Annotated in this window: 25 protein-coding genes; 11 read left to right on the top strand and 14 right to left on the bottom strand. The window is 69.9% G+C overall.

The window, feature by feature from the left end; genetic code table 11:
- Positions 1–376 precede the first annotated feature (376 nt).
- The 6 genes from ABIE19_RS03690 (at position 377) to ABIE19_RS03665 (ending at position 5533) form a co-directional block, all read left to right on the top strand.
- The gene (locus tag ABIE19_RS03690) at positions 377–1267 is read left to right on the top strand and encodes a bifunctional helix-turn-helix transcriptional regulator/GNAT family N-acetyltransferase (protein ID WP_354087770.1); all 891 of its coding nucleotides are present in this window, start codon (positions 377–379) and stop codon (positions 1265–1267) included.
- A 127-nt stretch (positions 1268–1394) separates the two neighbouring features.
- Positions 1395–1844, top strand: coding sequence for a hypothetical protein (locus ABIE19_RS03685; protein ID WP_354087769.1), 450 nt, complete (start codon positions 1395–1397; stop codon positions 1842–1844).
- Between the two features lie 396 nt (positions 1845–2240).
- The gene (locus ABIE19_RS03680; RefSeq protein ID WP_354087768.1) at positions 2241–2939 is read left to right on the top strand and encodes a hypothetical protein; all 699 of its coding nucleotides are present in this window, start codon (positions 2241–2243) and stop codon (positions 2937–2939) included.
- Between the two features lie 84 nt (positions 2940–3023).
- Positions 3024–3395: a hypothetical protein gene (locus tag ABIE19_RS03675; protein WP_354087767.1), complete on the top strand. Its 372-nt coding sequence runs from the start codon at positions 3024–3026 to the stop codon at positions 3393–3395.
- Between the two features lie 130 nt (positions 3396–3525).
- Complete coding sequence (locus ABIE19_RS03670; RefSeq protein WP_354087766.1) at positions 3526–4020, top strand: DUF805 domain-containing protein; 495 nt, start codon at positions 3526–3528, stop codon at positions 4018–4020.
- A gap of 202 nt (positions 4021–4222) precedes the next feature.
- Positions 4223–5533, top strand: coding sequence for a hypothetical protein (locus tag ABIE19_RS03665; RefSeq protein WP_354087765.1), 1311 nt, complete (start codon positions 4223–4225; stop codon positions 5531–5533).
- A gap of 40 nt (positions 5534–5573) precedes the next feature.
- On the opposite strand, the gene ABIE19_RS03660 is transcribed toward ABIE19_RS03665, so the two are convergent.
- Together ABIE19_RS03660 and ABIE19_RS03650 are read right to left on the bottom strand one after the other, a co-directional pair.
- On the bottom strand, positions 5574–6032 hold the full coding sequence (locus tag ABIE19_RS03660) for a PraA/PraB family alkane oxidation protein activator (RefSeq protein WP_494337637.1): 459 nt from the start codon (positions 6030–6032) through the stop codon (positions 5574–5576).
- A gap of 94 nt (positions 6033–6126) precedes the next feature.
- Complete coding sequence (locus tag ABIE19_RS03650; RefSeq protein ID WP_354087762.1) at positions 6127–7599, bottom strand: alpha/beta fold hydrolase; 1473 nt, start codon at positions 7597–7599, stop codon at positions 6127–6129.
- Positions 7600–7709: 110 nt separating this feature from the next.
- Between ABIE19_RS03650 and ABIE19_RS03645 the strand changes: the two genes are divergently transcribed.
- Positions 7710–9131, top strand: coding sequence for a LytR/AlgR family response regulator transcription factor (locus ABIE19_RS03645; RefSeq protein ID WP_354087761.1), 1422 nt, complete (start codon positions 7710–7712; stop codon positions 9129–9131).
- A gap of 3 nt (positions 9132–9134) precedes the next feature.
- On the opposite strand, the gene ABIE19_RS03640 is transcribed toward ABIE19_RS03645, so the two are convergent.
- Positions 9135–9542: a DUF2306 domain-containing protein gene (locus ABIE19_RS03640; RefSeq protein ID WP_354087760.1), complete on the bottom strand. Its 408-nt coding sequence runs from the start codon at positions 9540–9542 to the stop codon at positions 9135–9137.
- Positions 9521–9769: a hypothetical protein gene (locus ABIE19_RS03635; RefSeq protein WP_354087759.1), complete on the bottom strand. Its 249-nt coding sequence runs from the start codon at positions 9767–9769 to the stop codon at positions 9521–9523. Before ABIE19_RS03635 ends, ABIE19_RS03640 begins: the two co-directional genes overlap by 22 nt.
- Before the next feature lie 103 nt (positions 9770–9872).
- Here ABIE19_RS03635 and ABIE19_RS03630 point away from each other — a divergent pair, with 103 nt between their 5' ends.
- Together ABIE19_RS03630 and ABIE19_RS03625 are read left to right on the top strand one after the other, a co-directional pair.
- Positions 9873–10661: a LytTR family DNA-binding domain-containing protein gene (locus ABIE19_RS03630; protein WP_354087758.1), complete on the top strand. Its 789-nt coding sequence runs from the start codon at positions 9873–9875 to the stop codon at positions 10659–10661.
- An 886-nt stretch (positions 10662–11547) separates the two neighbouring features.
- Positions 11548–12576 carry an ABC transporter substrate-binding protein gene (locus tag ABIE19_RS03625; protein ID WP_354087757.1) on the top strand — a complete coding sequence of 343 codons (1029 nt, stop codon included), beginning with the start codon at positions 11548–11550 and terminating at the stop codon, positions 12574–12576.
- A gap of 380 nt (positions 12577–12956) precedes the next feature.
- Here the strand turns inward: ABIE19_RS03625 and ABIE19_RS03620 are convergent, their stop codons facing one another.
- The 7 genes from ABIE19_RS03620 to ABIE19_RS03590 all read right to left on the bottom strand — a co-directional run bounded on the left by ABIE19_RS03620 (position 12957) and on the right by ABIE19_RS03590 (position 18407).
- A complete protein-coding gene (locus ABIE19_RS03620; RefSeq protein ID WP_354087756.1) occupies positions 12957–13388 on the bottom strand; it encodes a Ros/MucR family transcriptional regulator in 432 nt (143 codons plus the stop codon).
- 166 nt (positions 13389–13554) lie between these two features.
- On the bottom strand, positions 13555–14790 hold the full coding sequence (locus ABIE19_RS03615) for a DUF2336 domain-containing protein (protein WP_354087755.1): 1236 nt from the start codon (positions 14788–14790) through the stop codon (positions 13555–13557).
- 182 nt (positions 14791–14972) lie between these two features.
- On the bottom strand, positions 14973–15230 hold the full coding sequence (locus tag ABIE19_RS03610) for a hypothetical protein (RefSeq protein WP_354087754.1): 258 nt from the start codon (positions 15228–15230) through the stop codon (positions 14973–14975).
- A gap of 2 nt (positions 15231–15232) precedes the next feature.
- Positions 15233–15883 (bottom strand): OmpA family protein, encoded by a 651-nt coding sequence (locus tag ABIE19_RS03605; protein WP_354087753.1) that lies wholly within the window; start codon positions 15881–15883, stop codon positions 15233–15235.
- Positions 15880–16434 (bottom strand): hypothetical protein, encoded by a 555-nt coding sequence (locus tag ABIE19_RS03600; protein WP_354087752.1) that lies wholly within the window; start codon positions 16432–16434, stop codon positions 15880–15882. Before ABIE19_RS03600 ends, ABIE19_RS03605 begins: the two co-directional genes overlap by 4 nt.
- 350 nt (positions 16435–16784) lie before the next feature.
- On the bottom strand, positions 16785–17765 hold the full coding sequence (gene cysK / locus ABIE19_RS03595) for a cysteine synthase A (RefSeq protein WP_354087751.1): 981 nt from the start codon (positions 17763–17765) through the stop codon (positions 16785–16787).
- Positions 17766–17927: 162 nt separating this feature from the next.
- Positions 17928–18407, bottom strand: a complete 480-nt coding sequence (locus ABIE19_RS03590; protein ID WP_354087750.1) for an Lrp/AsnC family transcriptional regulator — start codon at positions 18405–18407, stop codon at positions 17928–17930.
- 85 nt (positions 18408–18492) lie between these two features.
- On the opposite strand from ABIE19_RS03590, the gene ABIE19_RS03585 reads away from it, so the two are divergent.
- Positions 18493–19404 (top strand): EamA family transporter, encoded by a 912-nt coding sequence (locus ABIE19_RS03585; RefSeq protein WP_354087749.1) that lies wholly within the window; start codon positions 18493–18495, stop codon positions 19402–19404.
- A 4-nt stretch (positions 19405–19408) separates the two neighbouring features.
- On the opposite strand, the gene ABIE19_RS03580 is transcribed toward ABIE19_RS03585, so the two are convergent.
- The 3 genes from ABIE19_RS03580 to ABIE19_RS03570 all read right to left on the bottom strand — a co-directional run bounded on the left by ABIE19_RS03580 (position 19409) and on the right by ABIE19_RS03570 (position 24101).
- Complete coding sequence (locus tag ABIE19_RS03580) at positions 19409–21619, bottom strand: TonB-dependent receptor (RefSeq protein ID WP_354087748.1); 2211 nt, start codon at positions 21617–21619, stop codon at positions 19409–19411.
- A gap of 305 nt (positions 21620–21924) precedes the next feature.
- Complete coding sequence (locus ABIE19_RS03575) at positions 21925–22299, bottom strand: endonuclease domain-containing protein (RefSeq protein ID WP_354087747.1); 375 nt, start codon at positions 22297–22299, stop codon at positions 21925–21927.
- Between the two features lie 362 nt (positions 22300–22661).
- A complete protein-coding gene (locus ABIE19_RS03570; RefSeq protein ID WP_354087746.1) occupies positions 22662–24101 on the bottom strand; it encodes a methyl-accepting chemotaxis protein in 1440 nt (479 codons plus the stop codon).
- 273 nt (positions 24102–24374) lie between these two features.
- Here ABIE19_RS03570 and fliI point away from each other — a divergent pair, with 273 nt between their 5' ends.
- The gene (gene fliI / locus ABIE19_RS03565) at positions 24375–25718 is read left to right on the top strand and encodes a flagellar protein export ATPase FliI (RefSeq protein WP_354087745.1); all 1344 of its coding nucleotides are present in this window, start codon (positions 24375–24377) and stop codon (positions 25716–25718) included.
- Positions 25719–25767: the final 49 nt, after the last annotated feature.

The raw sequence follows: 25767 nt of genomic DNA, 5'->3' as shown, positions 1-25767 counted from the left end.
CTCAGCGTCCACTGACACACCAGTGTCTGCAACGGGTCGATTTCGGCCCTGAGCGTCGGCGCCGGAAACGGACCTGGGCGTCCAGGCCGGAAACCGGTCGGCTGCAAAGGCGGCTAAGGGTTCGACGGTCGGCGGGTCGCCGCCGATAGTCTGCCCGAACCTGGAAACCGCCGCCCGACCCTCGCCCCCACCACCACGCTTCGCGCGGTCCCCCTCCCCCGCTTCGCAGGGGAGGAGAAGAAACACCGCCCCGAACTCCTCCCCCGTTTACGGGGGAGGAGAAGAAGCCCGTCCCAAACCCCCGCTCCGCTGCGCAGGAGAAGAATGAGCCTTCGCCGTCTTGCATGCCGATTTATTATCTGACTAAAGTCAGACAATGATCGACGACATCGCCCGTTTCCGCCGGTTCGCGCGCGCCGTCACGGCCGAGGTCGGCGCCCTGGACCATTCCTTTCTCGGACGGGGACGGCCGCTGGGCGCGGCGCGGGTTCTGAACGCCGTGGGCCAGGGTCGGAACGAGCTGGCGCAGGTGCGCGACTATCTGCGGCTCGACAGCGGCCTGGCCAGCCGGCTGCTACGGGGGCTGGAGGACGAGGACCTGGTCGCCGTGACCCCCGCCGCCGAGGACGCGCGCCGCCGTCGGCTCTCCCTGACCCCGGCGGGCGAGCGGGAATTCGCCGCCTATGAGGCCCTGTCCGACGAACGGGCGCGGACCCTGCTGGCGCGGTTCGGCGATCCCCAGGCGCTTCTGGCCGCCTTCGACCTGATCGCCACGGCCCTGATCGGCGACCGGATCGAGGTCCGGCAGGAGGACCCGCGTTCCGAGGCCGCGCTCTGGTGCCTGGGCCGCTATTACGAGGAGTTGGACGCCAGCTTCCCCGGAGGCTTCGCCGTCGAACAGTCGCACGACCCGGCGCCGCAGCAGATGACGCCGCCCCTGGGGGCCTTCCTGGTCGCCTTTTCCGACGGCCTGCCGATCGGCTGCGTCGGCGTGAAGGGCGACGGCGGGGAGACGGCGGAGATCAAGCGCCTGTGGGTCGCACCCGCCGCCCGGGGCGCGGGCCTGGCCGGCCGCCTGATGACCGAGGCCGAGGCGGCGGCGCGCGCCCTGTCCGTCGTCCGGCTGCGCCTGGACACCAACCGCGCCCTGCCCGGCGCTGTGCGTCTCTATCGCCGGCTGGGCTGGACCGAGATCGACCGCTTCAACGACGACCCCTACGCCGAGGTCTTTTTCGAACGGATGCTGTCCCCTGTGTCGCCGCCCTGACTTGGGGCCCTGACTCGTCGTCTTGAGACGCCGAAAATCCGCTCGCCGAAGAAGGCGGCGGGTCGCATGGGATTTGCCAGGTGCCAGGGATCGTGCCTTCCTTCCGACATAGCTTGAGGAGGTCGGCGTGCGCATCTTGTCAGCCCTGGCCGCAGCCGCCGCCCTGGCCGGTTGCGCGGCGGCCCCGACGCCAGGCGCCGAACCACACGCCGGTCGACCGCTCTCAATCCCCGATTTTCAGGGCGGCGGCGAAAACTGGACCATCAGCATCCGCCCGACCCATTCCGAGGAATACGACGCTCGGCTCGCCTGGAGCGACGGATCCGGCCAGAGCCGGTTCACGCTGACCGACAACGGCCGACCGGCCGATGCGCCTTCGAACCTGGTCCTTCTCAGCGGCGAAACGCCGGTGAACGGGCGCCCGCAGCCCGTCGTCGTGGAGATCAGGAGAGAGGCCTGCACCGTCAAGTCCGGCAGAACCTACATGCACAGCGTGCATGTGTACGCCGAAGGCCTGCCGGCAGGAGTCAGCCCCATGAGCGGCTGCGGCCTTATGGCGGTCCGCCTGCAGGACTGAAGGTCGAAGAAACCCGCCCTCGAAAGAGAGCGGGCTGGACGCAAGGCCGCAACCTGAACTCCTCCCCGTTCACGGGGGAGGGGGACCGCCGCAGGCGGTGGAGGGGGGCGACGACAGGCGCCGACGCCTGCCCTCTTCCCGCCGACGCCTAGCCCGAACCCGGACACCGGCGCCCGAACCTCGCCCCCTCCACCCCGCTTCGCGCGGTCCCCCTCCCCCGCTGCGCAGGGGAGGAGAAGAGGCCGTCATACTCTCGCCGCTTCAAGCTTCGCCTTATGGAGGGCGCGTGTTTTCGGGGAGAGGATCATGAGGTCGCGAAGCGCGGTTCGTCCAACCATCGGGGCCGCCTCTGCGGGGAACTGCGCCGGGGGACCGTTCCGATACCGTGGGGGGCGAATGAAATCCTTGACCTTGATCGCCGCGCCAGCCGCCCTCCTTCTTGGGGTCCAGTCCGCGCAGGCGTGCGCCGCCTACATGCCGCTTCGCCTGGAAAAGGCGCTGGAGGCGGATGCGGTCGTGATCGGTCATGTCACGGCGTTCGAACCCGGAGGAACCGCCAAGCCCCCCTTCCTCAGTCGGGTCATCCGGGGATTGAGCGGGACGGGCGATGACGCCGGCCGCGCCTTCAAACCCGCGCGCGTGACCCTGCGGGTCGAGGAGAGGCTATTGGGCGCGCCGCCGACGATCATCACGGCGGATTGGAACGTGGAGACGAACAGCACGCCGCCGGACCAGCTTCGCGGGGCCTATCTGATGGCGCTGCGCGAGCAGGATTCCTCGGCGTCTCCCGGCGCCGGCGCCTATGCCGTCATGATCCCGTCCTGCTCGACCCCCTTCGTCTTTCGGCGCGGCGGCGCATCGGCGAACGCCGTCCGCGCCCTCTTCGGATTGCCTGCGGAACCGCTGGAGCCGCCGCCAAGGAGCCTCATCGACAGGCTGGAGCTTCGTCCCGTTCCATGGCCCGCGCTGGTCGTCTATGGGCTTCTGGGGCTGGTCGCATCGGCGATCGGAGCGATCCTCATACAGCTGAGACGACGCCCCGCCGCGCCCGATTCAGACGACAAGGCGCCGCTGGATCAGCACGACGCGACCTAGCGGATCTCGGCCAGGCCTTCGTCGGCCGCGGAACGAAAGCGATCTTTCGCTCAGGACGCCGGGGCTGCTAGCTTCATTCCCGCCATGTCCATGAACTCCGACGACCGCCTTGCCGACCTGAATGAGCGCATCGGCCGCCTGGAGCAGAGGATCAGGCCCGACGTCAGGCGCATTAGCGCGCCCCCCGAACCGGCGGCGCCGACGGAGCCGGAGCCGGTCAGCCGCGAGCAGCGCATCCGCCGCCTGACGATCAGGCTCATCGTGGGCTTCGCCTTCCTGGCCTATGTCCTGTGGACGGCTCTCAACTGGCAGAAGGCCCAACCCTTGCTGCCCATGGCGATCCTGTTCTTCCTCAGCGCAGGCTCGATCGTGATGTTTGGTTTCAACGTCCTGTACATCGACTTTACCTGGGACTCGTCCCTCTGGCCTCGGGAGCGAAAACCTCCCGCCGAATGACGGGAGGCTTAGAGCCCATCCAGATGCGAACGGGCCCGTACCGGCCGACGGCCTGAACGCGAAACAGCCCTTGCTCAAGGCTCGCCTATCGTTTCCCATGGTCTTGGAAAAAGCGGGGGCGCGATTATTCATGAACAGCAGGGCGGGACGTCAGGAATGGTGGCTGTGGTTCTTCGGAGCCAATGTCGGCGGAGCTCGTCTGGAGGAGGCGCTGTCCGCCGCGATCCTGGGTGAAAAGCAGACTCTGGCTGACGCCTCTCTATTACAGACTGCCTCGCTTGCTGTCGGCGTCACCACCATCATGGCCGTCGTCATAGGGATCCAGATGTCCGCGACAGTGCGGCGCGCGCATGATCTGGACAGCCCTTCATGGGTTTTCTGGGGCTATGCCCTGCTCAACCTTTCCTACGCCGCATCGGGCTTCATCCCGTCCGCCTTGAACCTGCCTCCGCCCTTCAACCCGGCCTGGGCCCATGGGCTGCTTATCGTCGCCAACGTGGTGATGGCTGTCCTTTTCGGCTTCCGTTCCGGCGATCCAAAGAGGAATCGATGGGGACCGCCGCCCAAGCCGCTGTTCGATTTCATGTCGCCCAGACAGGATAATTATCGACCGCCGGTTCAATAGTCGACGAACCCTCGGCGGACTTGCCGCCGCGCAGGAGCATGCGGGCGGCGAACCCGGACACCGGCGCCCGAACCTCGCCCCCTCCACCACGCTGCGCGCGGTCCCCCTCCCCCGCTGCGCAGGGGAGGAGAAGAGGCGTCGCCATACTCTCGCCGCTTCAAGCTTCGCCTTATGGAGGGCGCGTGTTTTCGAGGAGAGGATCATGAGGTCGCGGCTTGTCTGGGCGCCTGCGGGCGCGGGGGCTGTCCTGCTGCTGTTTTCGGTCGGGGGCGCGGCGGCGCAGGCGCGGCCGGACGTCGGCGCGGCCGTCGCCGTCTTCGACCAGGCGCGGGCGCTGTGCGAGGCGGACGGCGGGCGGGACTGGGGCGTCAGCCTGTGCGGCCCGATGCTGATCGCCGATCCGGCGACGCGCGGTTTCGTCGCCGACAGGGACGGTCTGGAGACGCCGCTGGAGCGGACCGGGGCGGTCTTCCAGGGGCGTCTTCCGGACGCCGTGCCCATCGCCAATACGGCCGTGCGATGGAACGGCCGGGTCTGGACCATGCTGATCGCGCCCCTGCCGCAGGAGGAGCCCGCGCGGTCCATACTGCTGATGCACGAGGCCTGGCACGGCATCCAGGATCAGATCGGCCTGGCGGCGACGAACGCCGACCAGCCGCAGTTGGCGACGGAGGACGGGCGTCTGTCGCTGCGTCTGGAGCTGCGAGCCCTGTCGGCCGCCCTGGCCGCGACCGAGCCCGGTGAGCGGCGCCGCGCGGTCGAGGACGCCCTGACCTTCCGCGCCTGGCGGCGCGCCCGCTTTCCCGAGGCGCAGGCGGCCGAGGACGCCATGGAGCGGCACGAGGGTCTGGCGGAATACGCCGGTCGGCGCCTGTCGCGCGACGAGGCCATGATCCCGCATCTGGCGGAGCATCTGCGGAAGGGAGACAGGGTCCGCGAATACGCCCGGTCCTTCGCCTATTACACCGGCCCGGCCTATGGCGTGCTGCTGGACGAGGCGTCGCCGGACTGGAGGAAGACCTGGGACCGGCGCGAGGGCCTGGCCGGGATGCTGGCCCGGGCCGTGGGCGTGGCGCCGTCTTCGGACGACGCGGCCTTCGCGGAGAGCGGAAGGCGTCATCAGGCGGAGACGGTCCGTGCCGAGGAGGCCGCCCGCGCGCGCGAACAGGCGACCCGCACGGCGGCTTTGAGGACAGGTCTGATCGACGGGCCGGTGCTGGTCGCGCCGGTTTCCGGGGCCAACTTCAGCTTCGATCCCAACAGGGTGACGCCCCTGCCCCCGGAAGGCTCGGTCTACGGCCTAATCCGCGCCGCGGCGGCCTGGGGCGTGCTGGAGGTCGAGAAGGACGGCCTGCTGTCGACCGACTGGTCGCGCCTGTCCGTCGCCTACGCCGGGACGACGCCGACGGACGACGGCCTGAAGGGCGACGGCTGGACGCTGACGCTCAAGCCCGAGTGGCGGCTGGTCCCCGGCCGACGCGACGGCGACTGGACGATCGCGCGCCGGCCCTGAGCGGACGCAGGCCCGCTCTTCGAAAAGAGCGGGCCGACGCCTAGAGGATATTGACGCCCGGAACGACCACCTCGCCGGTCACCACGCAGGGCGGGCCGCTGCTGGCCGGCAAGGCGGCGCTGACGAAGCTGGCGGTGCTGGTCGCATCATCCCATGCGGCTGTGATTGAGCCGTAGCAGCGACGCAGGATGTCCTGACGTCCGATGGTCAGGGTGACCGTCGTCCACGACCCCGGAATCACGGCCGCGCTCCACGCCCCATAAGGGATAATCGCGCTTCCGCACTGCGGATTTCCGGGAAAGAGGGTCTTGGAGGATACGGTCGCCGTCGTAGCTCCAAGCGCCGCCACGCCCGAGAGGTTGCAGGTCACTGGGAACTCCGTGATCCATCCGGAAAACGAAGCCGATCCGCTGCTCGGCGTAAAACTCTGGGATACTGCGGGCGTTACGATGACCGCCGACGCCAAGGCCGCGACGACGCAGGAAAATGTACGCAACATCACTGCTCTCCCTGTCTGAAATCTCCCAATTCTGAGACACAACCAACATCATTGTTAATTCTCAGACGTCAATACGGAAGAGCTGCGACCCGCCTCATTCGAGGGCGAAGCGCGGGGGCGGCAGGGTCAGGTCGACGTCGGATGCCGCCTGGCCCTGGAAGAAGCGCGTCAGCAGGGTCTGCACCTCGGGATGGGCCTCGAAGACGTTGTGGCCGGCGTTCTCGACCCGCACCTGGGCCTTGTTCCGGAACTGGGCGATCACCTCGGCCTGCTCCTCCAGCGGGGTGCGCCCGTCGAGGGAGCCGGCGACCAGAAGCGCCGGGGTCTCGATGCGCATCGGCGCCCGGAAGGCCGCGCCCAGGTCCACGCCCGGGATCGCGCCCAGCAGGTGCGGCATTGGCATGTTGAAGGCGTCGCCCAGCACGGACGTCTTCGCCTCCTTCTCGATCAGGGCCAGGCGTTCGGGCGAGATCCCGGAGGCCAAGTCCATCGCCTCGGGCATGCCGGTGATGCTGAAATAGCGGTGGGGCGGCGGGAAAAGCGACGCCAGGACGTCGGTCTTCCCGGCGTCGAGCGCCAGGTAGATGCGCGGCAGCATGGACAGCTGCGGCGGGTTGGCGACCAGGGCGGAGGCCATGAGCTGAACCCCGAAGCCGCCCATCCGGACGTCGACCGGGCCGTTTTCGCCCGGCATGGTCACCGTCGCCGGATCGGCCTCCAGCCGCTCATGCACGCGCCGCATCAGGGCCGGCATGTTCGGGATCGCGGCGCGCACGGCGGGGTCCGTCCCCATCAGGCGATCCACGCGGTCCAGGAACATGTCGATATGGGCGGGCCGCTTCACCGTCTGGTCCTGGCCTTCCAGGCTGGCCAGGGCGACGCGGTCGATCGAACCAGGGTGTCGCCTCAGCACCGACAGGGCCAGGTGGGTGCCGTAGCTGATGCCCCACAGGCTGATCTTCTCGGCGCCCAGATGGCGGCGCAGATCCTCGATGTCGTCGGCGTTCTGTTCGGTGTTGTAGCCGGTCATGGCGACGCCCGCGCGGGTCCAGTCGACCCAGGCCTTCTGCATCTCCTCGCGATACCAGGCGGTCATGCCCGCGCGGGTCAGGGCCGGGAAGGGCGTGGAGGTCGGGCGGTCCGGAATATGGGACGACAGGCCGGTCCCGCGCTGATCGAAGGCGATGACGTCGGCCACGGCCCTCAGGGCCATGAAGATCGGGAAGCGCGGCCCCATGGCGGTGCGAACGCCCGACCCGCCCGGTCCCCCGGCCAGATAGACGATGGGCGGCCCCGGGTTGGGCGAGGTCGAGGGGAAGCGCACATAGCCCAGGCGAATGCGGCGCGAGCCGGGAATGCGGCGATCCTCGGGAACCTCGAAGAAGCCGCGTTCGGCGTCCGTCTCCTGGCCGTCGCCGGAGGTGAAGCGGAAGGGTCCGGCCTCGACCTGAGCCTGGGCCTGAGCCTGGTTCTGGGCGCGGGCTGTTCCGGAAAGAAGGGCCATGCCGGGCAGCGCGAGGCCGGCGGCGGAGAGCATGGAGCGGCGGTTCAGGATTGCGTGTGTCATGACCCCGGTTAAAGCAGGCTTTTCGGCCCTGCGGCGCAGGCTTCGGTCAACGGTCGCCCTGGATCGGCGAACAGCAGTGCTTCACCGCGAATGGCGCTAGGCTGTCGGCCATGTGGCGGATTCTTCTCATCGCGATTCTCTGGACCGCGTTCCCGACGACCTTGCTGGCGCAGGACGCCTGGGAGGCGTGTCGCGGCGAAGCGGGCGCGGCGGCGCCCGTTCTGCATGACTGTCGCCCGGTCGAAGGCGCCGTCGATCCCCAGGGGAAGGCGCTGTGGCTTCGCGCCGCCGTGCGCCGCCCCGACGGCGACGCCCCCTTGGCCTTCTATGTCGTCGGCGTCGCCTCCTCCGAGGTCTGGTTCAACGGCCGCAGGCTGGGCGCGAACGGCCGTCCCGGCGGCTCGCCCGCCGAGGAGAAGCCGGGACGATACGAGGCCGCCTTCCCCATCGCCGAAACCCTGTGGCGACCGGGCGACAACCAGGTCGTGGTCCGGATGTCGTCCTTTCACGCTCCCATGCGGCTGGACATGCCCGTCGCCGGACTTGTGGTCGCCCCCTATCCCTGGCCGTCGCGCAGCACGCCCCTGGCCGTCGCCTTCCTGGCCGCCGGCGCCCTGTTCGCCGCCGCCTTCGGCTTCGGCGTCATCCACGGCCTGCGCCGCAGCGGATCGAGCCTGATCCTGGCCATCCTGGCGGGGGTCGCGGGACTGCAGGCCGCGCTGGAGAGCCTGAGGGCGCTGGTCGCCTATCCCTATCCGATCCACGGTTGGCGGCTGATCGGGATCTGGAGCCTGACGACCATCTTCGCGGTCCTGCTCGTCGCCTGGACGGTCTCGCGGTTCCGGCCGCAGTCGCGAGGGCCCGTGGTCGCCCTGGCCGTCGTCGCCGTCCTCGCGACCTGGGCGGCGCCGGGCTTCGACCTGAAGACCGCCACGGCCCTGCTGGTCGGGCTGGCGATCAGCGTCGCCGTCGCCGCCGACGGGGCGCGACGACGCCTTCCGGGGGCGCGGCCGGTCCTGGCCTATCTGATCCTGTTCATAGGGGTCGGCCTGGTCTTTCCCGCCTGGCTGGTGGACCTGTCCTACTTCCTGTTCGCGGCCTGCTTCCTGTTGCTGCTGCTGATGACCGAGGTGGTGCGGCTGGGTCGCGAGGACCAGAAGCGCGAGGTCGCCCTGACCCAGGCAGCGGCCCGGCCCAACCGCCTGACGGTCGCCTCCGCGCGCGGCGTCGAGCGCGTGCCCCTGGCCGAGATCGTCGCCGTCACGGGAGCGGACGACTATGTCGAGTTGCGGCTGGCGGACGGGCGCCGCCTGCTGCACTCGGCCCGGCTGGATCGGCTGGAGACCGAACTGCCCGCCGCCTTCCTGCGGGTCCATCGCTCCGCGATCGCCAACCTGGAGCAGGTCCGGGGACTGGAGCGGGACGGAGGCAGAAGCCGGCTGCTGATGCGGGAAGGCCCGCCGCTGCCGATCAGCCGCAACCGCCTGCCGCGCGTGCGCGACGCCCTGGAGGCGCCGGCGGCCGGGGCCTGATCCCTAACGCCCTCGCCGCCGCAGCCAGACCTCGGCGAGAAGCAGGTTGGGGGCCCAGGCCAGGAAGGAGATGGCGCGGTAGGCCGGTATGAAGGGCAGGTCCAGGATCGCGACCAGCGGCAGGTAGAGACGCAGGGTGACGGCGGCCAGGGTCAGGGCCCAGGAACGGATCATCCAGCGGCGATGCTCGGCCAGGCGGCCCTGCGTCGCCGCCCGCCAGCCCAGAAGGGTCGTCGCAATCCAGGCGGCGCCCCCGACGCCGAAGCCCGTCGACGCGATCGGCCCGGCATGGGACCCCGCCGCCAGAACCAGGCCCGCCGCCCCTCCGACCAGGCAGCCCGCGACATAGGTCCGCCCGATCCAGAGATGCAGGGGCGCCCCGCCGCGCCTCAGGACCGGCAGGAACTGCAACGACCCAGGGCCAGGGCGACCGAGGCGCCGGCCACATGGACGAAGAGCCAGGGCGCGCCGAAGGGATTGCCCAGGGCCTCGGCCGGGGTGCGGGGCGGATGCAGCAGATAGCGCGCGGAATAGGCGACGACGCCCAGGCACAGAAGGGCCGCCAGGGTCCAGCCGATGCGGGCGGGCCAGGGCCAGGTCTTTCCGGATGTCGGCGGGGAAGGCGATGCGGCGGTCATGCGAGGATCCTGTTCAAGCTTTCGCGGACGCCATTGCCGGGCGGAAGGCGGCTCGCTAGGCCTGATTTCGCGAACGGAGCCAGGGCTGCGCGAACGGGACGGAATGAAGGACGGGGCGAAGGACGAGGGCGCGGCGAGGCGCACGGGAACCGTCGCGCGGCGATGGGCGGCGGACTTGGCCATGCTGGTCCTGATCAGCCTGTTGATGGGCTTTCTGGGGCCGTTCGGCTCGGACCGCCTGCCCGCCGCCGGTCGCTATCTCTACTGGTTGATCTGCATGACGGGCGGCGGCCTGATCGGAATCGCGCTCGACGAGGCGCTGATCCGGCGCGTGCCCGACGCCTGGCGGCGCACGGCGGCGGTTGCGATCCTGATAACGCCCCTGGTGACGATCCTGGTGATGGCGACGGAGGCTCTTCTGTTCGGCGGCCGCTTCGACCTAGTCGGCTTTGCGCGCCTGATCTGGCAGGTCGGCCCCATCTGCCTGGCGGTGATGGCGGTCCGGGTGCTGGTCTGGCGGCGGACGCCCGCCCGCATCGAGACCCGGACGGTGATCGCCCCGCCCCTGCCCGAGGCCGAAGCGGCCTTTCGGCGGCGGCTGTCGGCGAAGCGGCGCGAGGCGCGGCTGATCGCGATCGAGGCCCACGACCATTATCTGAAGGTCCACACCGACGCGGGGGCGGAACTGATCGCCATGCGGTTCGGCGACGCCCTGGCGGAACTGGCCCAGGCCCACGGCTGGCGCGTCCATCGGTCCTGGTGGGTGGCGGCTGATGCGGTGGAAGGCGTGCGCTGGCGGCGCGGGGTCGGCGAGATGCAGTTGGCCGGCGGGCTGGCGGCGCCGGTCAGCCGCACCTACGGCCCGCGCCTGAAGGAGGCCGGCTGGTTCTAGGGGTCTTTCCTGTGGACAGCGCAAGCCGCTGATCCGCGAGCGCGAATTCCGTCCGTCCACAGATGTCCACAGGCTTATGCACCGAGGCCGGGGCGGTTCCGCACAGCCAGCCGATTTCGGGCGCTTGCCTCATAGCGGTTTCCGCGAGAACGTCAACGGGCCGAAGGGACACGGCGGCGCGGAAAACCGGGGAGACCCGGGGATCAAGCGGACCGGTCCGGCTCTCTGACCCAGGCTTCCGGACCTCCTCGGAGGACAAGGAAAGACCGCAGCAGGGCCCAGGCTCCCGATCCTCGCAGCGCCTCGGCGCCGGGATCACGGAGAACCGGGCCGGGATCGACGGACGACGCAAGCTTCGCCTTGCGGGACGCCGAAGACCAGGGGCCGACGGAAGAGGACGCCGAACGACGCCGGGTTCGCCCGCCGACGCTGAGGCCGGACTTCCGACCCGACAGGCCAGGTCCAACCCGGACTTGGCGAGGGGACGTGATCAGGGGTTCGCCCAGGGTCGCGTCCCCTCGCTCAATTCCGGCGTCCGGTTTCTGGGCTGGGGCGGGCGCGAAGCGGCCATGACGGAGGGCGCGCCGACGCCCCCCGTCCCAGGCGCCCCAAACATCAACCGTCCCGCCGCCCCCTCCACCATGCTTCGCATGGTCCCCCTCCCCGCGAGCGGGGAGGAAAGGAAGCGCCGATCTTCGTTCCTCCCCATTCATGGGGAGGTGGCGCGGACGCGCAGCGGCCGTGACGGAGGGGGCGGCGCCGACCTCGACCGTCCCAGGCGCCTTAAACACCAAGCGTCCCACCGCCCCCCTCCCCCGCTTCGCAGGGGAGGAGAAGACGCGCTCAACCTTTCCAAGAGGCCGCCCGCCGCCTAAACCGGGAGTCGATGCGCCTCCCCCGTCCTTCACGTCGCGGTCTGATGCTGGGCGCCGCCGGTCTTGCGACCTTGGGCGGCCTGTCGGCGTGCGGGCGGACCGAGGCGCCGGTGGACGAGGCCGGGCGGGTGCGGTTGCGGCTGGCGGCCGGGGGGCCGGTCAGCGCGGCGCACGGCGGTTTCTACCAGGCCATCGCCTCCGGGGCCTATGAGCGGCGCGGGCTGAACGTCGAGATCCTGACCGGGGCGGCGGGCGAGAACCTGCCGGGCCTGCTGGCCGCCAGCGCGGTCGAACTGGCCCTGGCCGGGGACAGCTTCACGCCCATGCGGCTGATCGCCGACCGGGCGCCGGTCAAGGCCGTGGCGGCCTTCCTGCAGAAGGACCCGGTCGCCCTGATGGCCCGGCCGGACCAGCCGCTGGAGGCCCTGTCGGCCCTGCGCGACCGGCCGATCCTGATGTCGGCGGCGGACCAGGCCGGGTTCTGGCGCTGGCTGCGGGCGCGTTTCGAACTGTCCGCCGACCAGGCCCGGACGGGGACGGACGAGGAGAATCTGCAGGCCCTGCGCGAGGACCCGAAGGCGGTCCTGGTCGGACGCCTGACCGCCGGGGACCCGGGCGAGGTCGCCCGCGCCGTCGGTTTCGAGCCGCGCGTCCTGCTGCCCGCCGACGACGGCTATCCCTCCTATTCCGGCCTGGTGGTGGCGCCCAACGCCTTCGCCCGCGACAACGCCCGGGCCCTGCGCGACTTCATCGCCGCCTCGGTCGAGGGGTGGCGCGACTATGTCCACGGCGAGGGCGGCAAGGGCGACGCCCTGATCCGCCAGGCCGACAAGACCATGACCCAGCGCCGCCTGGACGCGGCCCGCGCCGCCCTGCGTTCCGGCGCCGTGGTCGACGGCGGCGACGCGGCCCTCTACGGCCTGGGCACGATGACGCCCGACCGCTGGCAGGCCTTCGCCGAACAGACGGAGGGCGCCTATGCCTCCGCCCCCGATTGGCGCGAGGCCTTCACGACCCAGTACCTGCCCGGGCGGGGGTGAGGCGCGGGAGGGTTGGTTACGGCGATGTCCGTCCCTGACCCATATGCTTCAATCGCCTCGCCGCCCCCTCCACCGCTTCGCGGTCCCCCTCCCCGCGAGCGGGCAGGAAAGGACACGGCGATCTTTCCTCCCCATTCATGGGGACGTGACGGAGGGGGCGGCGCCGACGCCAGCCGTCCCAGGCGCCTCAAAAAAACTCACCGTCCCGCCGCCCCCTCCACCATGCTCCGCATGGTCCCCCTCCCCGCGAGCGGGGAGGAAAAAGGGCGCCGACCTGAACTCCTCCCCCGCTGCGCAGGGGAGGAGAAGACAGAGACCCATGGCAAAACGCCCGCTCTTCGCAAGAAGAGCGGGCGTTGAGATCTTTCAGGGAAGGCCGATCAGGCCTTCTTGGGACGACCGGCGCGGGCCGGCTTACGGCCGCCCTGGCCCAGGCCCATCTGCTTAGCCAGGTCCGAACGCGCCTTGGCGTAGTTCGGAGCGACCATGGGATAGTCCTTCGGCAGGCCCCACTTGTCGCGGTATTCTTCGGGCGACATGTTGTACTTGGTCCGCAGGTGGCGCTTCAGCGACTTGAACTTGCGGCCGTCTTCCAGGCAGATCAGGAAGTCGGGGGTAATGGACTTGCGAACCGGAACCGCCGGTTCCTTGGGCTCGGGCTCGGCCTCGACCGGCGCCGCGGTCACGCCCGACAGGGCGGCGTGAATCTGGGCGATCAGGTTCGGCACGGTCTCGGCCGCAACGGTGTTGTTGCTGACATAGGCCGACACGATGTCCGCCGTCATTTCCAGCAGTTCAGGCTTTTCGTCCATGGGGGTGGAGCGCTTTCCAAATGAGAGACCAGCAACGACTGATCCGATTCGATCTATAATCGATCCGTTTCATAAAGATGTTTTAAGATGAAGGCAATCCAAGCATAGGCGTATTCGCGCGAATGGGGATTTCTTTCAGATTACCCCTCGCCTCAGTCTAGAGGCTTCACCGACCAAAGTTCTCTGCAAGAGCGAGCATGGCCGCCCGCTCCGGCATGGAGTATTCGTCGATCAATTCATCGTCTCCTTCGCGGATAGCGCGAAGAAGCGTCGGCGTCAGGGCCGAAGACAGCGACCAGTTCCAGTAACGCAGCACCGTCTGGGCGCGATCGACCGCCAGCATCTCATAGATGATCTGCACACGGTCCCAATCAGGATGCGTGGAGCCGTCGGCCATGGCCTCGGGCCGCCTGAGGCCGCGCCACAGGCGTTGCAGGTCGCCGCGCGTCAGGCCCGTGGCCTTACACAGGATGGCGACCGGCTCTCCGCCCGCGTCCCCCATGATCTTGGCGGCGGTCAGGGGCTTGATCCCCGAGAGGTATCCGATTTCAGACACCAACTCGCGGTTAAGGCCGGCCTCGGCGGCGGCCACGGCCTCCTCCAGGCTCTTGAAGGGGCTCTTGGCGATCGCGGCCCGATTGCGCTGGCGCCGCTCGATGAACTGGAGGGCCTTGCGGGTCACGGGGTCGGACCAGCCGCCGGCCGCGGCCAGGGCGAAGAGGTCGTCGACGCTGTCCTGCATGACGTCGCGCGAGACGCCGAAGCGCTGGAGGATGGCGCGGCGTTCGTCCGGCCCGGACCACCAGAACATGACGAAGGCGCCCGAGGGCCGCATCTCGGCCCGGCGCAGCAGGGGGGCGCAGAGGCCGCGCGCGTCGCGGCTGACGGCCACGGCGCCCTCGATCGCGGCCTGGGACAGGCGGGCGGTGTCGTTCCTCAGCACCGCCTCGATCACCGTCTCCTCGCCGAAACTCAGCAGGGTCTCGGTCACGGCCTCGGACAGGCCGCGACGGGAGGCGATCATCCGCCGATGCTCGACGTCGGCGTCGCGGGCGCAGGCCATCAGGTCCACGTCGGTCAGGGAGGCGCACTGCTCGATCAGGGGGCGAGCCACGTCCGGCTCGTCGCGCATCAGCAGGCGGACCAGGACATTGGGCGGCTCGGACAGGTTGGACAGGCGGTCGGCGACCCGGCGCCGCTCCTCCGTCGGGGCCAGGCGCAGCATCTCGACCACCAGATCGCCCGTCACCGCCCGCTCGAAGGCGTTGATCCGGCTGGCGGGCAGACAGACCACGTCCGTCAGCCGCCGCAGCAGGGCGTGCCGCAGCTTGATCTGACCCACGGGGGCCTGCTCCTCGGGAGCGGGCGCGTCGGGCGCGGTGACGGTGGCCGTGTTCGACATGCCGCCAGCATAGGCGACGGCGGTTAACCGGCGGTGGAGGACGAGGGGGCGCGCACAGCGGGCGGAACGGCGACGCCGACGCCGCCTCAAACGCCTCAAAACATCAGCCGTCCCGCCGCCCCCTCCACCATGCTCCGCATGGTCCCCCTCCCCGCGAGCGGGGAGGAAAGGACACGGCGATCCTAACGCTTCAGCCAGACCACGGCGACGGCCAGGGCGACGAAGAGGAAGAGGGCCAGGATGCGGGCGATCCAGGGGGCGGCGACGAAGACGCCCAGGACGGTGAAGCCGCTCCGGATCGTCTCGGGCCGGGTCAGGGCCTCCTTGAAGCCGGCGGCGGGGCGATCCGCCGGGGCCGCGATGGGATGACCGCAGCCGGGACAGGCGGGCGCCGCCGCCGACACCTGCCGACCGCAGGCGGGACAAGGGATCAGGGCCATGCTCAACCTCCGTTCGGGACGATGCGGATCTCGACCCGGCGGTTCTTCTGGCGGCCATCGGGATCGTCGGCGCCGTCCGGTCGGGCGTTTGGGGCGACAGGACGCTTCTCGCCATAGCCCTCGACCCCCAGGGGCCGGCCGGCGGCCCCCTGCAGGCGGTCGGCCACGGCCCGCGCGCGCCGCAGCGACAGGGCGTCGTTATAGGCGTCGTCGCCCTTGGCGTCCGTATGGCCGCCGATGGTCACGGCCGCGCCCGGATAGCTTTTCAGCAGCTCGGCCGCCTTGGCCAGGGCGGGCTCGGCGTCGGGGCGGACCACCGCCTTGTCGAAATCGAACAGGACGTCGGCGGGCAGGTCGACGACGATGGCGCCGTCGCTGCGGCGAGCGTCCAGCTCGGTCAGCAGGGTCCGGGTCGTCTCGACCCGGGCGGGCGCCACCTCGGAGGCGACGAAGACGCTGTCCAGCGCCCCCTCCACGCCCGCCTTCTCGAAGGTGGAGCGCGGGGCGTCGGCGACCAGTTCGAAGGTCGAGCGCATGCCGAGGGCGCTGCCCTTCATCACCCGCACCGTCAGGGCCGAGGCGGCGTCCGCCGCCAGAAGGGCCGCGACGGCGGTTCCGGCGCCGACCAGAACCCGCCTGGCCCGGGACCTCATCCCGCGGCTCCGGCGGCGGCGGGCGCGGCCCTCAGGGGAATCTCCATCCGGATGAAGGGACCGATGATGCTGTCCGAGGTCGAGCCCTCGTTGAAGACCAGGGAGACGCTGAGCGTGCCGGGCGGCACGGCGCCCATGAAGACCAGCCGGCCGTTCATGGTGTCGCCGTTGCGGATGTTCATGTTCGGATTGCCCTCGGGCGCCTTGAGCATCAGCTTCTGGCCGTTGGGCAGTTGCAGATAGGTCGGGCCGGAGGCCATCTCGACATTGCCGGTGGCCTGGCCGGCGAAGGAGATGCTGACGTCGACGATGGTGGCGTCCTCGGCCATGTCCACCTTCTTGACCCGCACCGTGGCCCCGACCTCGGACACGCCCTGGACCATGACGTCGACCGAACGGGTCTGGGTCGGACGGGCGGTGACGGGGGCGTCGCTCGCCGCCGGAGCGCCGTCGGGCGCGACGGGAGCGGCGGCTTCCTTGGGCGAACAGGCGCCCAGGGCGAGGGCCGCGGCCCCCGTGACGACGATCAGGCGGAAGGGGGCTGGACGCATGGACGAACTCCGACAGGACGAAAGGCTTCGCGCAGGACGGGCGCCCTGGGCGTCGTTCGCCCAACGCCCGAGGCGGGGAATGGCTCCGGTTGAAAGGAAATCACCCTTTTTCGGAGGTGTCGAGCGGACGCCTTTCTTGCCTGTGAAGCGGAGGGGCGGCTCAAACTCCTCCCCCGCCTGCGGGGGAGGGAGATCGCGGCGCGGTGGAGGGGGCGGATGCAGCCGCCGACGTTCAGCTTGTTTCCACCGACGTCCGCCCTGACCTGGAAACCCCAGCCCGATCCTTCGCCCCCTCCACCACGCTTCGCGCGGTCCCCCTCCCCCGCTCCGCAGGAGAGGAGAAGATGGGTTCAGAGGCCTTCGAACAGGGCGGTGGAGAGGTAGCGTTCGGCGAAGCTGGGGATGACGGCGACGATGGTCTGGCCGGCGTATTCGTCCTGGGCGGCTAGGCGGAAGGCGGCGACCAGGGCGGCGCCGGAGCTGATGCCGACGGGGACGCCTTCGGTCGAGGCGACCTTGCGGGCCATGTCGAAGGCCTCCTCGTTCGTGACCTGCTCGACGCCGTCGATGACGGCCCGGTCGACCACCAGGGGAACGAAGCCCGCGCCTATGCCCTGGATCTTGTGCGGGCCGGGCTGGCCGCCGGACAGGACCGGCGAGGCCGTGGGCTCGACCGCCACCATCTTCACCGAGGGCTTGCGCTTCTTCAGGGCGTGGCCGACGCCGGTGATGGTGCCGCCGGTGCCGACGCCCGAGATCACCACATCCACGGCGCCGGCCGTGTCGTTCCAGATCTCCTCGGCCGTGGTGACTTCGTGGATGGCGGGGTTGGCGGGGTTCTCGAACTGGCTGGGGCTGACCGAGCCGGGGATTTCGCCCAGCAGTTCGTCGGCGCGGGCGATGGCGCCCTTCATGCCCTTCTCGGCCGGCGTCAGTTCAAGCTTGGCGCCCAGGAGGGCCAGCATCTTGCGGCGCTCCAGCGACATGCTCTCGGGCATGCACAGGATCAGGCGATAGCCCTTGGCCGCCGCCACGAAGGCCAGGGCGATGCCGGTGTTGCCGCTGGTCGGCTCGATCAGGGTGGCGCCGGGCTGGAGCTTGCCGGCCTGCTCCAGCGCCTCGATCATGGCGACGCCGATGCGGTCCTTGACCGAGGCCAGGGGGTTGAAGAACTCCAGCTTGGCCAGGACGGTCGCCTTGGCGCCCAGCTCCCGGCTCAGGTTGGGCAGCCGCACCAGGGGCGTGTCCCCGATGGTGTCGACGATGCTGTCGTAGATCTTGCCCCGTCCGGCCTTGCGGTGGCGGCTGGGATCATAGGCGGCGTCGGACATGGGGCTCTCCGTGAATCACGGCTCCAGCAGGGTTTCCGGAGCGAGGATCGGGGTTCGAGCGCCTGCGCGCCCGAACCGATTTCATTCTAAGTGACAGCCCTTATACGCCCGAGGCAAGGCCCCCGCGCGCAGGATTTCTAATGCCGCGTGCAGGGTTTCTCCTCACGCCAGCGCCCGCCGCGCCGGGTCGTAGGACAGGACCTCGCGGATGGAGATCAGGGTCTTGAAGGCGCGGACGCGGGCGTCGTCGTTCAGGACCTCGCGGGTGAAGCGCTCATAGGCCTCCATGGACGGGACCGCGACATAGAGGACGAAGTCCGTCTCGCCGGTGACATACCAGGCGGCGCGGACTTCGGGTCGGGCGGCGAGACCTTCCAGAAGGGCGTCGAGGACGGCCGATCCCTCGCGTTCCATCTCGACCAGGACGTGCATGGTCAGGGCGCGCTCCAGCCGGGTCTCGTCGATCACCGCCACGTCGGCGACGATCACGCCTTCATCCCGCAGGCGGCGCAGGCGACGAGAGACGGCGGACTCCGACAGGCCGACCTTTTCCGCCAGCAGACGGGCCGGCTGGAGGTTGTCGCGCCGGACCAGATCGAGCAGCCGGCGGTCGAAATCATCAAGGATGACGTTTTCACGCATGTGAAGACCCATTCACGCCGGAAACTTGCATCCAGTCAGGCGAAATCGGCGAGAAACACAAGCGGTTTTTCGGTAGGGATCAGGGATGTCCTCCCTCGCCCTGACCCATCGGGCGCCGCGTCTGGCGGCGGCCCTGCCCTACCTCGCCCTGATCGGCGGGATCGTCTCCCTGTCCATGGGGACCTCCTTCGCCAAGAGCCTGTATCCCATGGTGGGCGCCGCCGGGACGGCGTCGCTGCGCGTGGGCCTGTCGGCCCTGATCCTGCTGGCCGTCTGGCGGCCGTGGCGCGCAGGACTGACGCGGGCCGACCTGAAGGGGCTGGCGATCTACGGCGCGGTCATGGGGGCGATGAACCTGTGCTTCTACATGTCGCTGGCCACCATTCCGCTGGGCGTGGCCCTGGCCATCGAGTTCACCGGCCCGCTGACCATCGCCCTGCTGAACTCGCGCAAGCTGATCCACTTCGTCTGGGTGGGCTTCGCGGTCCTGGGCCTGGCCCTGCTGCTGCCGTTCGACGGGAACGTCCAGGCGCTGGACCCGGTCGGCTGCGCCTATGCGGCGGCGGCGGCGGTCTTCTGGGCCCTGTACATCGTCTTCGGCAAGCGGGTCAGCCATCTGCCCAGCGGCGCGAGCGTGGCCGTGGGCATGTCGGTCGCCGCCCTGACGGTCGTGCCCTTCGGCGCGGCGACGGCGGGGCTGAGCCTGCTGGACCCGTCGATCCTGCTCCTGGGCCTGGTCGTCGCCCTGGTTTCCAGCGCCCTGCCCTACACCCTGGACATGATCGCCCTGAAGGGCATTCCCAAGCGGACCTTCGGCGTCATGCTGAGCGGCGACCCGGCGGTCGGCGCCCTGGCCGGCCTGCTGTTCCTGGGCGAGCACCTGAGCGGCCTGCAATGGCTGGCTATCGCCGCCATCGTCACCGCCTCGGTCGGCGCGGTCCTGACCTCTCCCGAGGGCGAGGACCAGCCCCTGCGCGAGCCGGGCGCCCCGGCCTGACCGTCTAGAACCGGCGTTGCAGGGTCAGGCGGACGGTGCGGCCCAGGGGGTCGCGGTCGTCGCGGCCGAAGCCGGGCGCGGGCGAGCCGTCGCCCAGCCGCGCCTCGGGCCGGGCGTCGAACAGATTGCTGATGTCCAGCCCCAACTGCATGCCCTGGCTGCGACGACGCCCGCCGCCCTGCCCCGCATCGCCCGATCGGGGGCCGGACCGTGATGCAGACGAAGTCATCTGGAAGCTGAAACGCAGGTCCACCGAGGCGAAGTCCGAGGTGACCAGGTCCCCCGCGTCGTCGCGCCCGCTGAAGCGGCGCGAGCGGTATCCCTCGGTCCAGCGCGCCGAGGCGTTGACGCCCCAGCGTCCCTTTCGGGCGTCGAGGGTCAGGTTGGCGCTCTGGCGCGACGTTCCGCCGCCGTCGCCCCGGAGGCGGTCCGTCTCGGGCCGGCCCGGCAGCAGGGAGAGGCTGTCGGTCAGCTTCAGGCTGTAGTTGAGCGCCAAACGCAGAACCATGGCTTCGTTGGCCGCCGCACCGCCGCCCGCCGGGCGCGGCAGGTTGAAATTGAGCCCCGCCGTCAGACCTTCGTTCAGGCTGGAGCCCAGGTTCAGAGGCCGATAGTCGACGCTGATCAGCCGCCCCGATCCGTCACGCACGAAACGATCGGGGAAGGCCGCCTCGACCTCCTCCGTCAGGTCAGGAAGCACGCCGATCCCGTCCGTCGCCTCGGCGCGCTGATAGCCGAGGTTGGCGGCCAGCGACCAGGATGTGAAGGGACCCAGGGAGGCTGTCAGGCTCAGGCGCTCGGAACTGGGCGGCCGCAGGTCCGGATTGCCGCCCAGCAGGGGGATGATCTCGACCGCTTCTCCGTTGCGGAAGTCGAAGACCACGCGGGGGTCCCCGTCATAGGCGGGTTCCGACCTCTGCTGTTCCGGAACGGCTTCGGTCGAGGTCGACCAAAGCGCATTCAGGTTCACCCCCTTGAGCGGCGTCCAGGCCAGGGAGGCGTTGACCTCGTTCCCGCCGCCGGATCCGGTTTCGCGCAGGCTGCCGCCCAGGGTGAGCAGGACGTCGCCCAGCAGATGGCCGACCCCGTTCTCGGCCCCCGCCTTCGACAGGGGAACCGCCAGGGAACCGCGGAAATCGGAACTCTGGAAACGGGTGGTCCGGTCGTCCTGGCCGGTTCGGGTGGTCGATCGACTGCTCTGCAGACTGCTGTTCAGGTTGGCGACCACCGCGCCGGCCGGAAGATTCAACAAGGAGCGATTGGCCGAGAGCATCAGGCCCAGAGACTGGTTCTCGCTGCGCCGATCGGTGAAGCCGTCGTCGCGGGACCGCGAGGCGTTGGCGTTCAGATTGGCCTGGAGCGACCAGCCGATCAGCAGCCCGCTGGCCCCGGCCGAGGCGCCCAGGCTTTCCATGCGGCGACGGCTGTCGATCAGGACCCCGCCGCGCTCCGCGGACGAGCGGCTGTCCCGCGCCTGGCCGTTCAGGCTGAAGACCCCGGACCAGTCGCCCAGTCCGCGCGTCAGGTTGAGGTTGGCGGACACCGTGTCCGTGCGGGGCCGCAGGGTGACGCCGCCCGCGTCCGGCCCCTGGCCGGGCAGGTCGCGATCCCGTTCCCAGGCCCGAAGCGCGGTGTCGCGCGACAGGCGCAGCCCCATCTGGCGCGTGTTCTGTCCGGCGATGGCCGACCGGCGCAGGTCGCCGCCGACCGTGGAGGTTCCCCCCGCCGTGGGACGCGAGGCGTTCAGGCGGCCGTCATAGCTGGCGAACTGCCTTTGCAGCACCAGGTTGACCACCCTCTGGCCCGGCGTCCCGCCATAGAGGGCGGCGGCCTCGGGCGGCAGCACCTCGGCGCGGACCAGGGCGTCGGGCGGAAAGCCGGTGAAGGCGGACGGGTTCGGCACCCGCTTGCCGTTGATGATGACCAGGGGCTCATCGGCCACGCCCATGGTCTCGGTCAGACGACCCAGAACCTCGCTGATGTCCCAGGCGCCCAGGGCGTCGATCTCGGCGCCGTCCAGGACGGTTTCGGGCGGGACCAGGGCCGCGCCGCGCCGGCCGACCACCTCTACGTCGTCGACGCGAACCGGATCGTCAGGGTCGGCCTGGGGCGAGATGCGGACGACGGGCTGCGAGGATGCGGACACGGCGACGGAGGCCTGGGCGACCTCCCCCTGCTCGACGGCGACCAGACTGACAAGCGGCAGCCACAGCATCCCTACCCCGACGTATTGCGACGCTCCCCTTATCTACAACTACGTCAACTTTGACCCCATGCCCATACGGAGGAAGACCTACGTCGAGGTTTCTTCTCGTTCAGGTTGCAGGTCGGGTCGGAAGGGAGGTCCGCGACTCCCTTAACGCAGGACGCGGGGGAAACCCGTCATGGGGGGATGCAGACTTTTCCCCGCCTGCGGGGCTGGAAAGACGCCCGTCTTTCCTCCCCATTCATGGGGAGGTGGATCGGCCGCGCAGCGGCCGAGACGGAGGGGGCGGGGGCGACGCCAACGCCTCAGGCGCCTCAAACATCAACCGTCCCGCCGCGTACTCGATCGCCTGCCTTGAGCCGGATCAGGCCCAGCACGCCTTCCATCTCCTTGCCGACATCGATTGACGCCAAGCGCAGAACCTCCACGCCCTGTGTTTTCAGCCAGGCCGTCCGTCGCCGGTCATGGCTCATCTGATCAGGGTTCCAGTGGAGCGAGCCGTCCACTTCGACGGCGAGCTTCGCTTCGGCGCAATAGAAGTCGAGGATGTAGGGGCCGATGGGGTGCTGCCTGCGAAATTTCAGCCCTGCCAGCTTGCGCCCCTTCAAAATGGCCCAGAGTTGCGCCTCGGGCGGCGTCAGGCTGCGCCTCATGCGGCGAGCGCGTTCATAGCTCTGGCTGTCGGCCATTTCCCCTCCCGCCGCTCCAAGCTTTCTACCCTTTCTAGCCCCTGCCGGGGAGAGGGAGCCGCGGAGCGGTGGAGGGGCGGCGGGATGGTTGGTGTTTATGGGGCCTGGGACGGCTGACGTCGGCGCCGCCCCCTCCGTCTCGGCCGCTATGCGGCCGATCCACCTCCCCATGAATTGGGAGGAAAGAGGCCGGCTTTTCCTCCCCGCTTGCGGGGAGGGGGACCATGCGGAGCATGGTGGAGGGGGCGGCGGGACGGTTGGTGTTTATGGCGCCTGGGGCGGCTGACGTCGGCGCCGCCCCCTCCGTCTCGGCCGCTGTGCGGCCGATCCACCTCCCCATGAATGGGGAGGAGAAGCAAGGCTCAGAACTCTTCCCAGACGTCGCCGCCGCCGACGACCGCGCGGAGGCGGGCGCGTTGGCTTTCGAGGGCGGGGGGCGGGCCGGAGCGGGCGGAGAGGTCGCGGACCACGCCGGCCGTCGAGGGCCGCGTCCGGGCGGGCGCGGCGTCGTGGCCGGTCTGGAAGCGGCCGACCAGGGCGGCCAGGCCCTCGGCCTCGGACTTGAGGTTGGCGGCGGCGGCGGTCGTCTCCTCCACCATCGCGGCGTTCTGCTGCGTGACCTGGTCCATCTGGTTCACGGCCGTATTGACCTGGCTGAGGCCGGAGGCCTGTTCCTGGGCCGAGGCGGCGATTTCGGAGACGAGGGCGTTCATCTCGTTCACCTTGCCGGCGATGGCGTCCAGGGCGACCCCGGTCTCGCCGACCAGCTTGACCCCCTGGGCCACCTCGCCGGCAGAGGCGGAGATCAGGGCCTTGATCTCCTTGGCGGCCTCGGCCGAGCGCTGGGCCAGGGCCCGGACCTCGGAGGCCACCACGGCGAAGCCGCGACCGGATTCTCCGGCCCGCGCCGCCTCGACCCCGGCGTTCAGGGCCAGGAGGTTGGTCTGGAAGGCGATCTCGTCGATGACGCCGATGATGTCGCTGATCTGGTCCGAGCTCTTGCGGATGCCGTCCATGGCGGCGACGGCGTCGCGCACCACCTGGCCGCTGCGTTCGGTCTCGCCTCGCGCCTCGTCGGCGACGAGGGAGGCCTGGCGGGCGCCCTCCGCGCTGCGTTTCACCGTGGCGGTGATCTCGTCCAGGGCGGCGGCGGTTTCCTCGAGGCTGGCGGCCTGCTGCTCCGTGCGGCGCGACAGGTCGTCGGAGGCGCTGGAGATCTCGTCGGAGCCGCCGCGCAGGCCGGAGACGGCGTTCAGCACCTCGGCCAGGGTCCGGCTGAGATTGTCGACCGCGCCGTTGAAGTCGTCCTTCACCCGGCCGTGGGCGCCGCTCAGGTCCTGATCGATCCGGGCGCGCAGGTCGCCGTCGGACAGGCGGGACAGGTTGGCGGCCAGGGTCTCGACCAGGGCGTTCTGGGCGGCCTCGGCCTCCAGGCGGGCGGTTTCACGACGGGCGGATTCCTGTTCCGCATGGGTGATGTCCACGGCCAGCTTGAGGACCTTGGTCGGGCGGCCCTCCGGCCCCATGACCGGATTATAGGAGGCCTGGAGCCAGACCTCGCGTCCGCCCTTGGCCAGGCGGCGGAACTTGGTCGCCACGAAGCGGCCGGCGTTCAGGTCCCGCCAGAAGTCGGCGTAGGCCTGGGAAGCGGCCTCGGTCGGGTCCATGAAGGTGCGGTGATGCTTGCCCCGGATCTCTTCCAGCGAATAGCCCATGGTCTTGAGCAGATTTTCGTTGGCGTCCAGGATATTGCCGTCCAGATCGAACTCGATCAGGGCCTGGGATCGACCCAGGGCGGCCATCTTTCTTTCGAGATCCTGCAGAGTCTTCTGCTCTGCGTCACGGTGTTGACGCGCTTTACCGAACATCCAGTCCCCCATTGCATCCGTTAGACGAGATTGACGCTCGACGGGGAGGTTAGGACTGAAAACCTTAGTTTTTCTTTTGACAAGCTCTACGGGTATCACCGCATAGCGGTTTCATACGGCGTTAACCATGACGCGGGCTTTATGGGGGCAGCGCGTCCGACTCGGCCCTGGGGTTCCGAACCGACGCGGCCTGTTTCCGGAGCTCTCTTGCGCAACCTCGTCGCCGCCGTCGAAGCGATCGACCCCCTGGTCGTCACCGGCAAGGTGGCGGGGGTCAGCGGCCTGCTGATCGAGTCGCGCGGCGGCCTGTCGCGCCTGGCCGTCGGGGCGCGGGCCGAGATCCAACGGCGCGGCCAGTCCCCGCTTCCGGCGGAGGTCGTCGGCTTCCGCGAGGCCAAGGCCCTGCTGATGCCCTTCGGCCCGGTCGAAGGGGTGGCGCCGGGCGCCGACATCCGCATCATCGACACGGCCGCCAGCGTGCGCCCGACCCTGGCCTGGCTGGGCCGGATCGTCGACGCCTTCGGCCAGGCCATCGACGGCAAGGGCCTGTTGCCCCAGGGGGCCGCCCCCTATCCGCTGAAGGCCCCGCCCCCGCCCGCCCATTCGCGCGGCCGCGTGGGCGAGCGGCTGGACCTGGGCGTCCGGTCCATGGACGTCTTCACCACCACCTGCCGGGGCCAGCGCCTGGGCATCTTCGCCGGTTCGGGCGTGGGCAAGTCGGTGCTGCTGTCCATGCTGGCGCGCCAGGCGACCTGCGACGTGGTCGTGGTCGGCCTGATCGGCGAACGGGGCCGCGAGGTCCGTGAGTTCATCGAGGAGACCCTGGGCGAGGAAGGCCTGCGCCGCGCCGTGGTCGTGGTGGCCACCAGCGACGAGCCGGCGCTGAAGCGACGCCAGGCGGCCTATATGACCATGGCCGTGGCCGAGTTCTTCCGCGATCAGGGCCTGGAGGTCCTGTGCCTGATGGACTCCGTCACCCGTTTCGCCATGGCCCAGCGCGAGATCGGCCTGGCGGCGGGCGAGCCGCCGACGACCAAGGGCTATACGCCGACCGTCTTCACCGAACTGCCCAAGCTGCTGGAGCGGGCCGGGCCGGGGCCGATCCGGGCGGACGGGACGGAGGCCGGGCCGATCACCGCCCTGTTCACCGTCCTGGTGGACGGCGGCGACCATGACGAGCCGATCGCCGACGCCGTGCGCGGCATCCTGGACGGCCACATCGTCATGGACCGCAAGATCGCCGAGCGCGGCCGCTTCCCCGCCATCGACGTGCTGAAGTCGGTCAGCCGGACCCTGCCCGGCTGCCAGACCCCGCCGGAGCGCGAACTGAACCGCCGCGCCCGCCAGTGCCTGTCGGCCTACGCCAACATGGAGGAGCTGATCCGGATCGGCGCCTACCGCCACGGCGCCGATCCGGTGGTCGACCGCGCCATCGCCCTGAACCCGGCGCTGGAAGACTTCCTGGGCCAGGACAAGGACGACCACACCAGCCTGGACGAGGCCTTCGTCCGGCTGGAGGCGATCCTGAACCAGGGGATGATCGGCGAGTGAACACAGATCATTGTTCGCTCGCCAGCCTTTTGTTAACCCGTTGACCGCA

Origin of the sequence: Brevundimonas faecalis (genome assembly GCF_040549405.1) — a bacterium.
Taxonomy (GTDB): Bacteria; Pseudomonadota; Alphaproteobacteria; order Caulobacterales; family Caulobacteraceae; genus Brevundimonas; species Brevundimonas faecalis.
This window is presented reverse-complemented; position numbering and strand designations above follow the sequence as displayed.

Bases quoted from the DNA above. Each gene is read 5' to 3' on its own strand.
- ABIE19_RS03690 (WP_354087770.1), top strand. From the start codon at position 377: ATGATCGACGACATCGCCCGTTTCCGCCGGTTCGCGCGCGCCGTCACG.
- ABIE19_RS03680 (WP_354087768.1), top strand. From the start codon at position 2,241: ATGAAATCCTTGACCTTGATCGCCGCGCCAGCCGCCCTCCTTCTTGGG.
- ABIE19_RS03675 (WP_354087767.1), top strand. From the start codon at position 3,024: ATGTCCATGAACTCCGACGACCGCCTTGCCGACCTGAATGAGCGCATC.
- ABIE19_RS03670 (WP_354087766.1), top strand. From the start codon at position 3,526: ATGAACAGCAGGGCGGGACGTCAGGAATGGTGGCTGTGGTTCTTCGGA.
- ABIE19_RS03665 (WP_354087765.1), top strand. From the start codon at position 4,223: ATGAGGTCGCGGCTTGTCTGGGCGCCTGCGGGCGCGGGGGCTGTCCTG.
- ABIE19_RS03660 (WP_494337637.1), bottom strand. From the start codon at position 6,032: ATGTTGCGTACATTTTCCTGCGTCGTCGCGGCCTTGGCGTCGGCGGTC.
- ABIE19_RS03650 (WP_354087762.1), bottom strand. From the start codon at position 7,599: ATGACACACGCAATCCTGAACCGCCGCTCCATGCTCTCCGCCGCCGGC.
- ABIE19_RS03645 (WP_354087761.1), top strand. From the start codon at position 7,710: ATGTGGCGGATTCTTCTCATCGCGATTCTCTGGACCGCGTTCCCGACG.
- ABIE19_RS03635 (WP_354087759.1), bottom strand. From the start codon at position 9,769: ATGACCGCCGCATCGCCTTCCCCGCCGACATCCGGAAAGACCTGGCCC.
- ABIE19_RS03630 (WP_354087758.1), top strand. From the start codon at position 9,873: ATGAAGGACGGGGCGAAGGACGAGGGCGCGGCGAGGCGCACGGGAACC.
- ABIE19_RS03625 (WP_354087757.1), top strand. From the start codon at position 11,548: ATGCGCCTCCCCCGTCCTTCACGTCGCGGTCTGATGCTGGGCGCCGCC.
- ABIE19_RS03620 (WP_354087756.1), bottom strand. From the start codon at position 13,388: ATGGACGAAAAGCCTGAACTGCTGGAAATGACGGCGGACATCGTGTCG.
- ABIE19_RS03615 (WP_354087755.1), bottom strand. From the start codon at position 14,790: ATGTCGAACACGGCCACCGTCACCGCGCCCGACGCGCCCGCTCCCGAG.
- ABIE19_RS03610 (WP_354087754.1), bottom strand. From the start codon at position 15,230: ATGGCCCTGATCCCTTGTCCCGCCTGCGGTCGGCAGGTGTCGGCGGCG.
- ABIE19_RS03605 (WP_354087753.1), bottom strand. From the start codon at position 15,883: ATGAGGTCCCGGGCCAGGCGGGTTCTGGTCGGCGCCGGAACCGCCGTC.
- ABIE19_RS03600 (WP_354087752.1), bottom strand. From the start codon at position 16,434: ATGCGTCCAGCCCCCTTCCGCCTGATCGTCGTCACGGGGGCCGCGGCC.
- cysK (WP_354087751.1), bottom strand. From the start codon at position 17,765: ATGTCCGACGCCGCCTATGATCCCAGCCGCCACCGCAAGGCCGGACGG.
- ABIE19_RS03590 (WP_354087750.1), bottom strand. From the start codon at position 18,407: ATGCGTGAAAACGTCATCCTTGATGATTTCGACCGCCGGCTGCTCGAT.
- ABIE19_RS03585 (WP_354087749.1), top strand. From the start codon at position 18,493: ATGTCCTCCCTCGCCCTGACCCATCGGGCGCCGCGTCTGGCGGCGGCC.
- ABIE19_RS03580 (WP_354087748.1), bottom strand. From the start codon at position 21,619: ATGCTGTGGCTGCCGCTTGTCAGTCTGGTCGCCGTCGAGCAGGGGGAG.
- ABIE19_RS03575 (WP_354087747.1), bottom strand. From the start codon at position 22,299: ATGGCCGACAGCCAGAGCTATGAACGCGCTCGCCGCATGAGGCGCAGC.
- ABIE19_RS03570 (WP_354087746.1), bottom strand. From the start codon at position 24,101: ATGGCCGCCCTGGGTCGATCCCAGGCCCTGATCGAGTTCGATCTGGAC.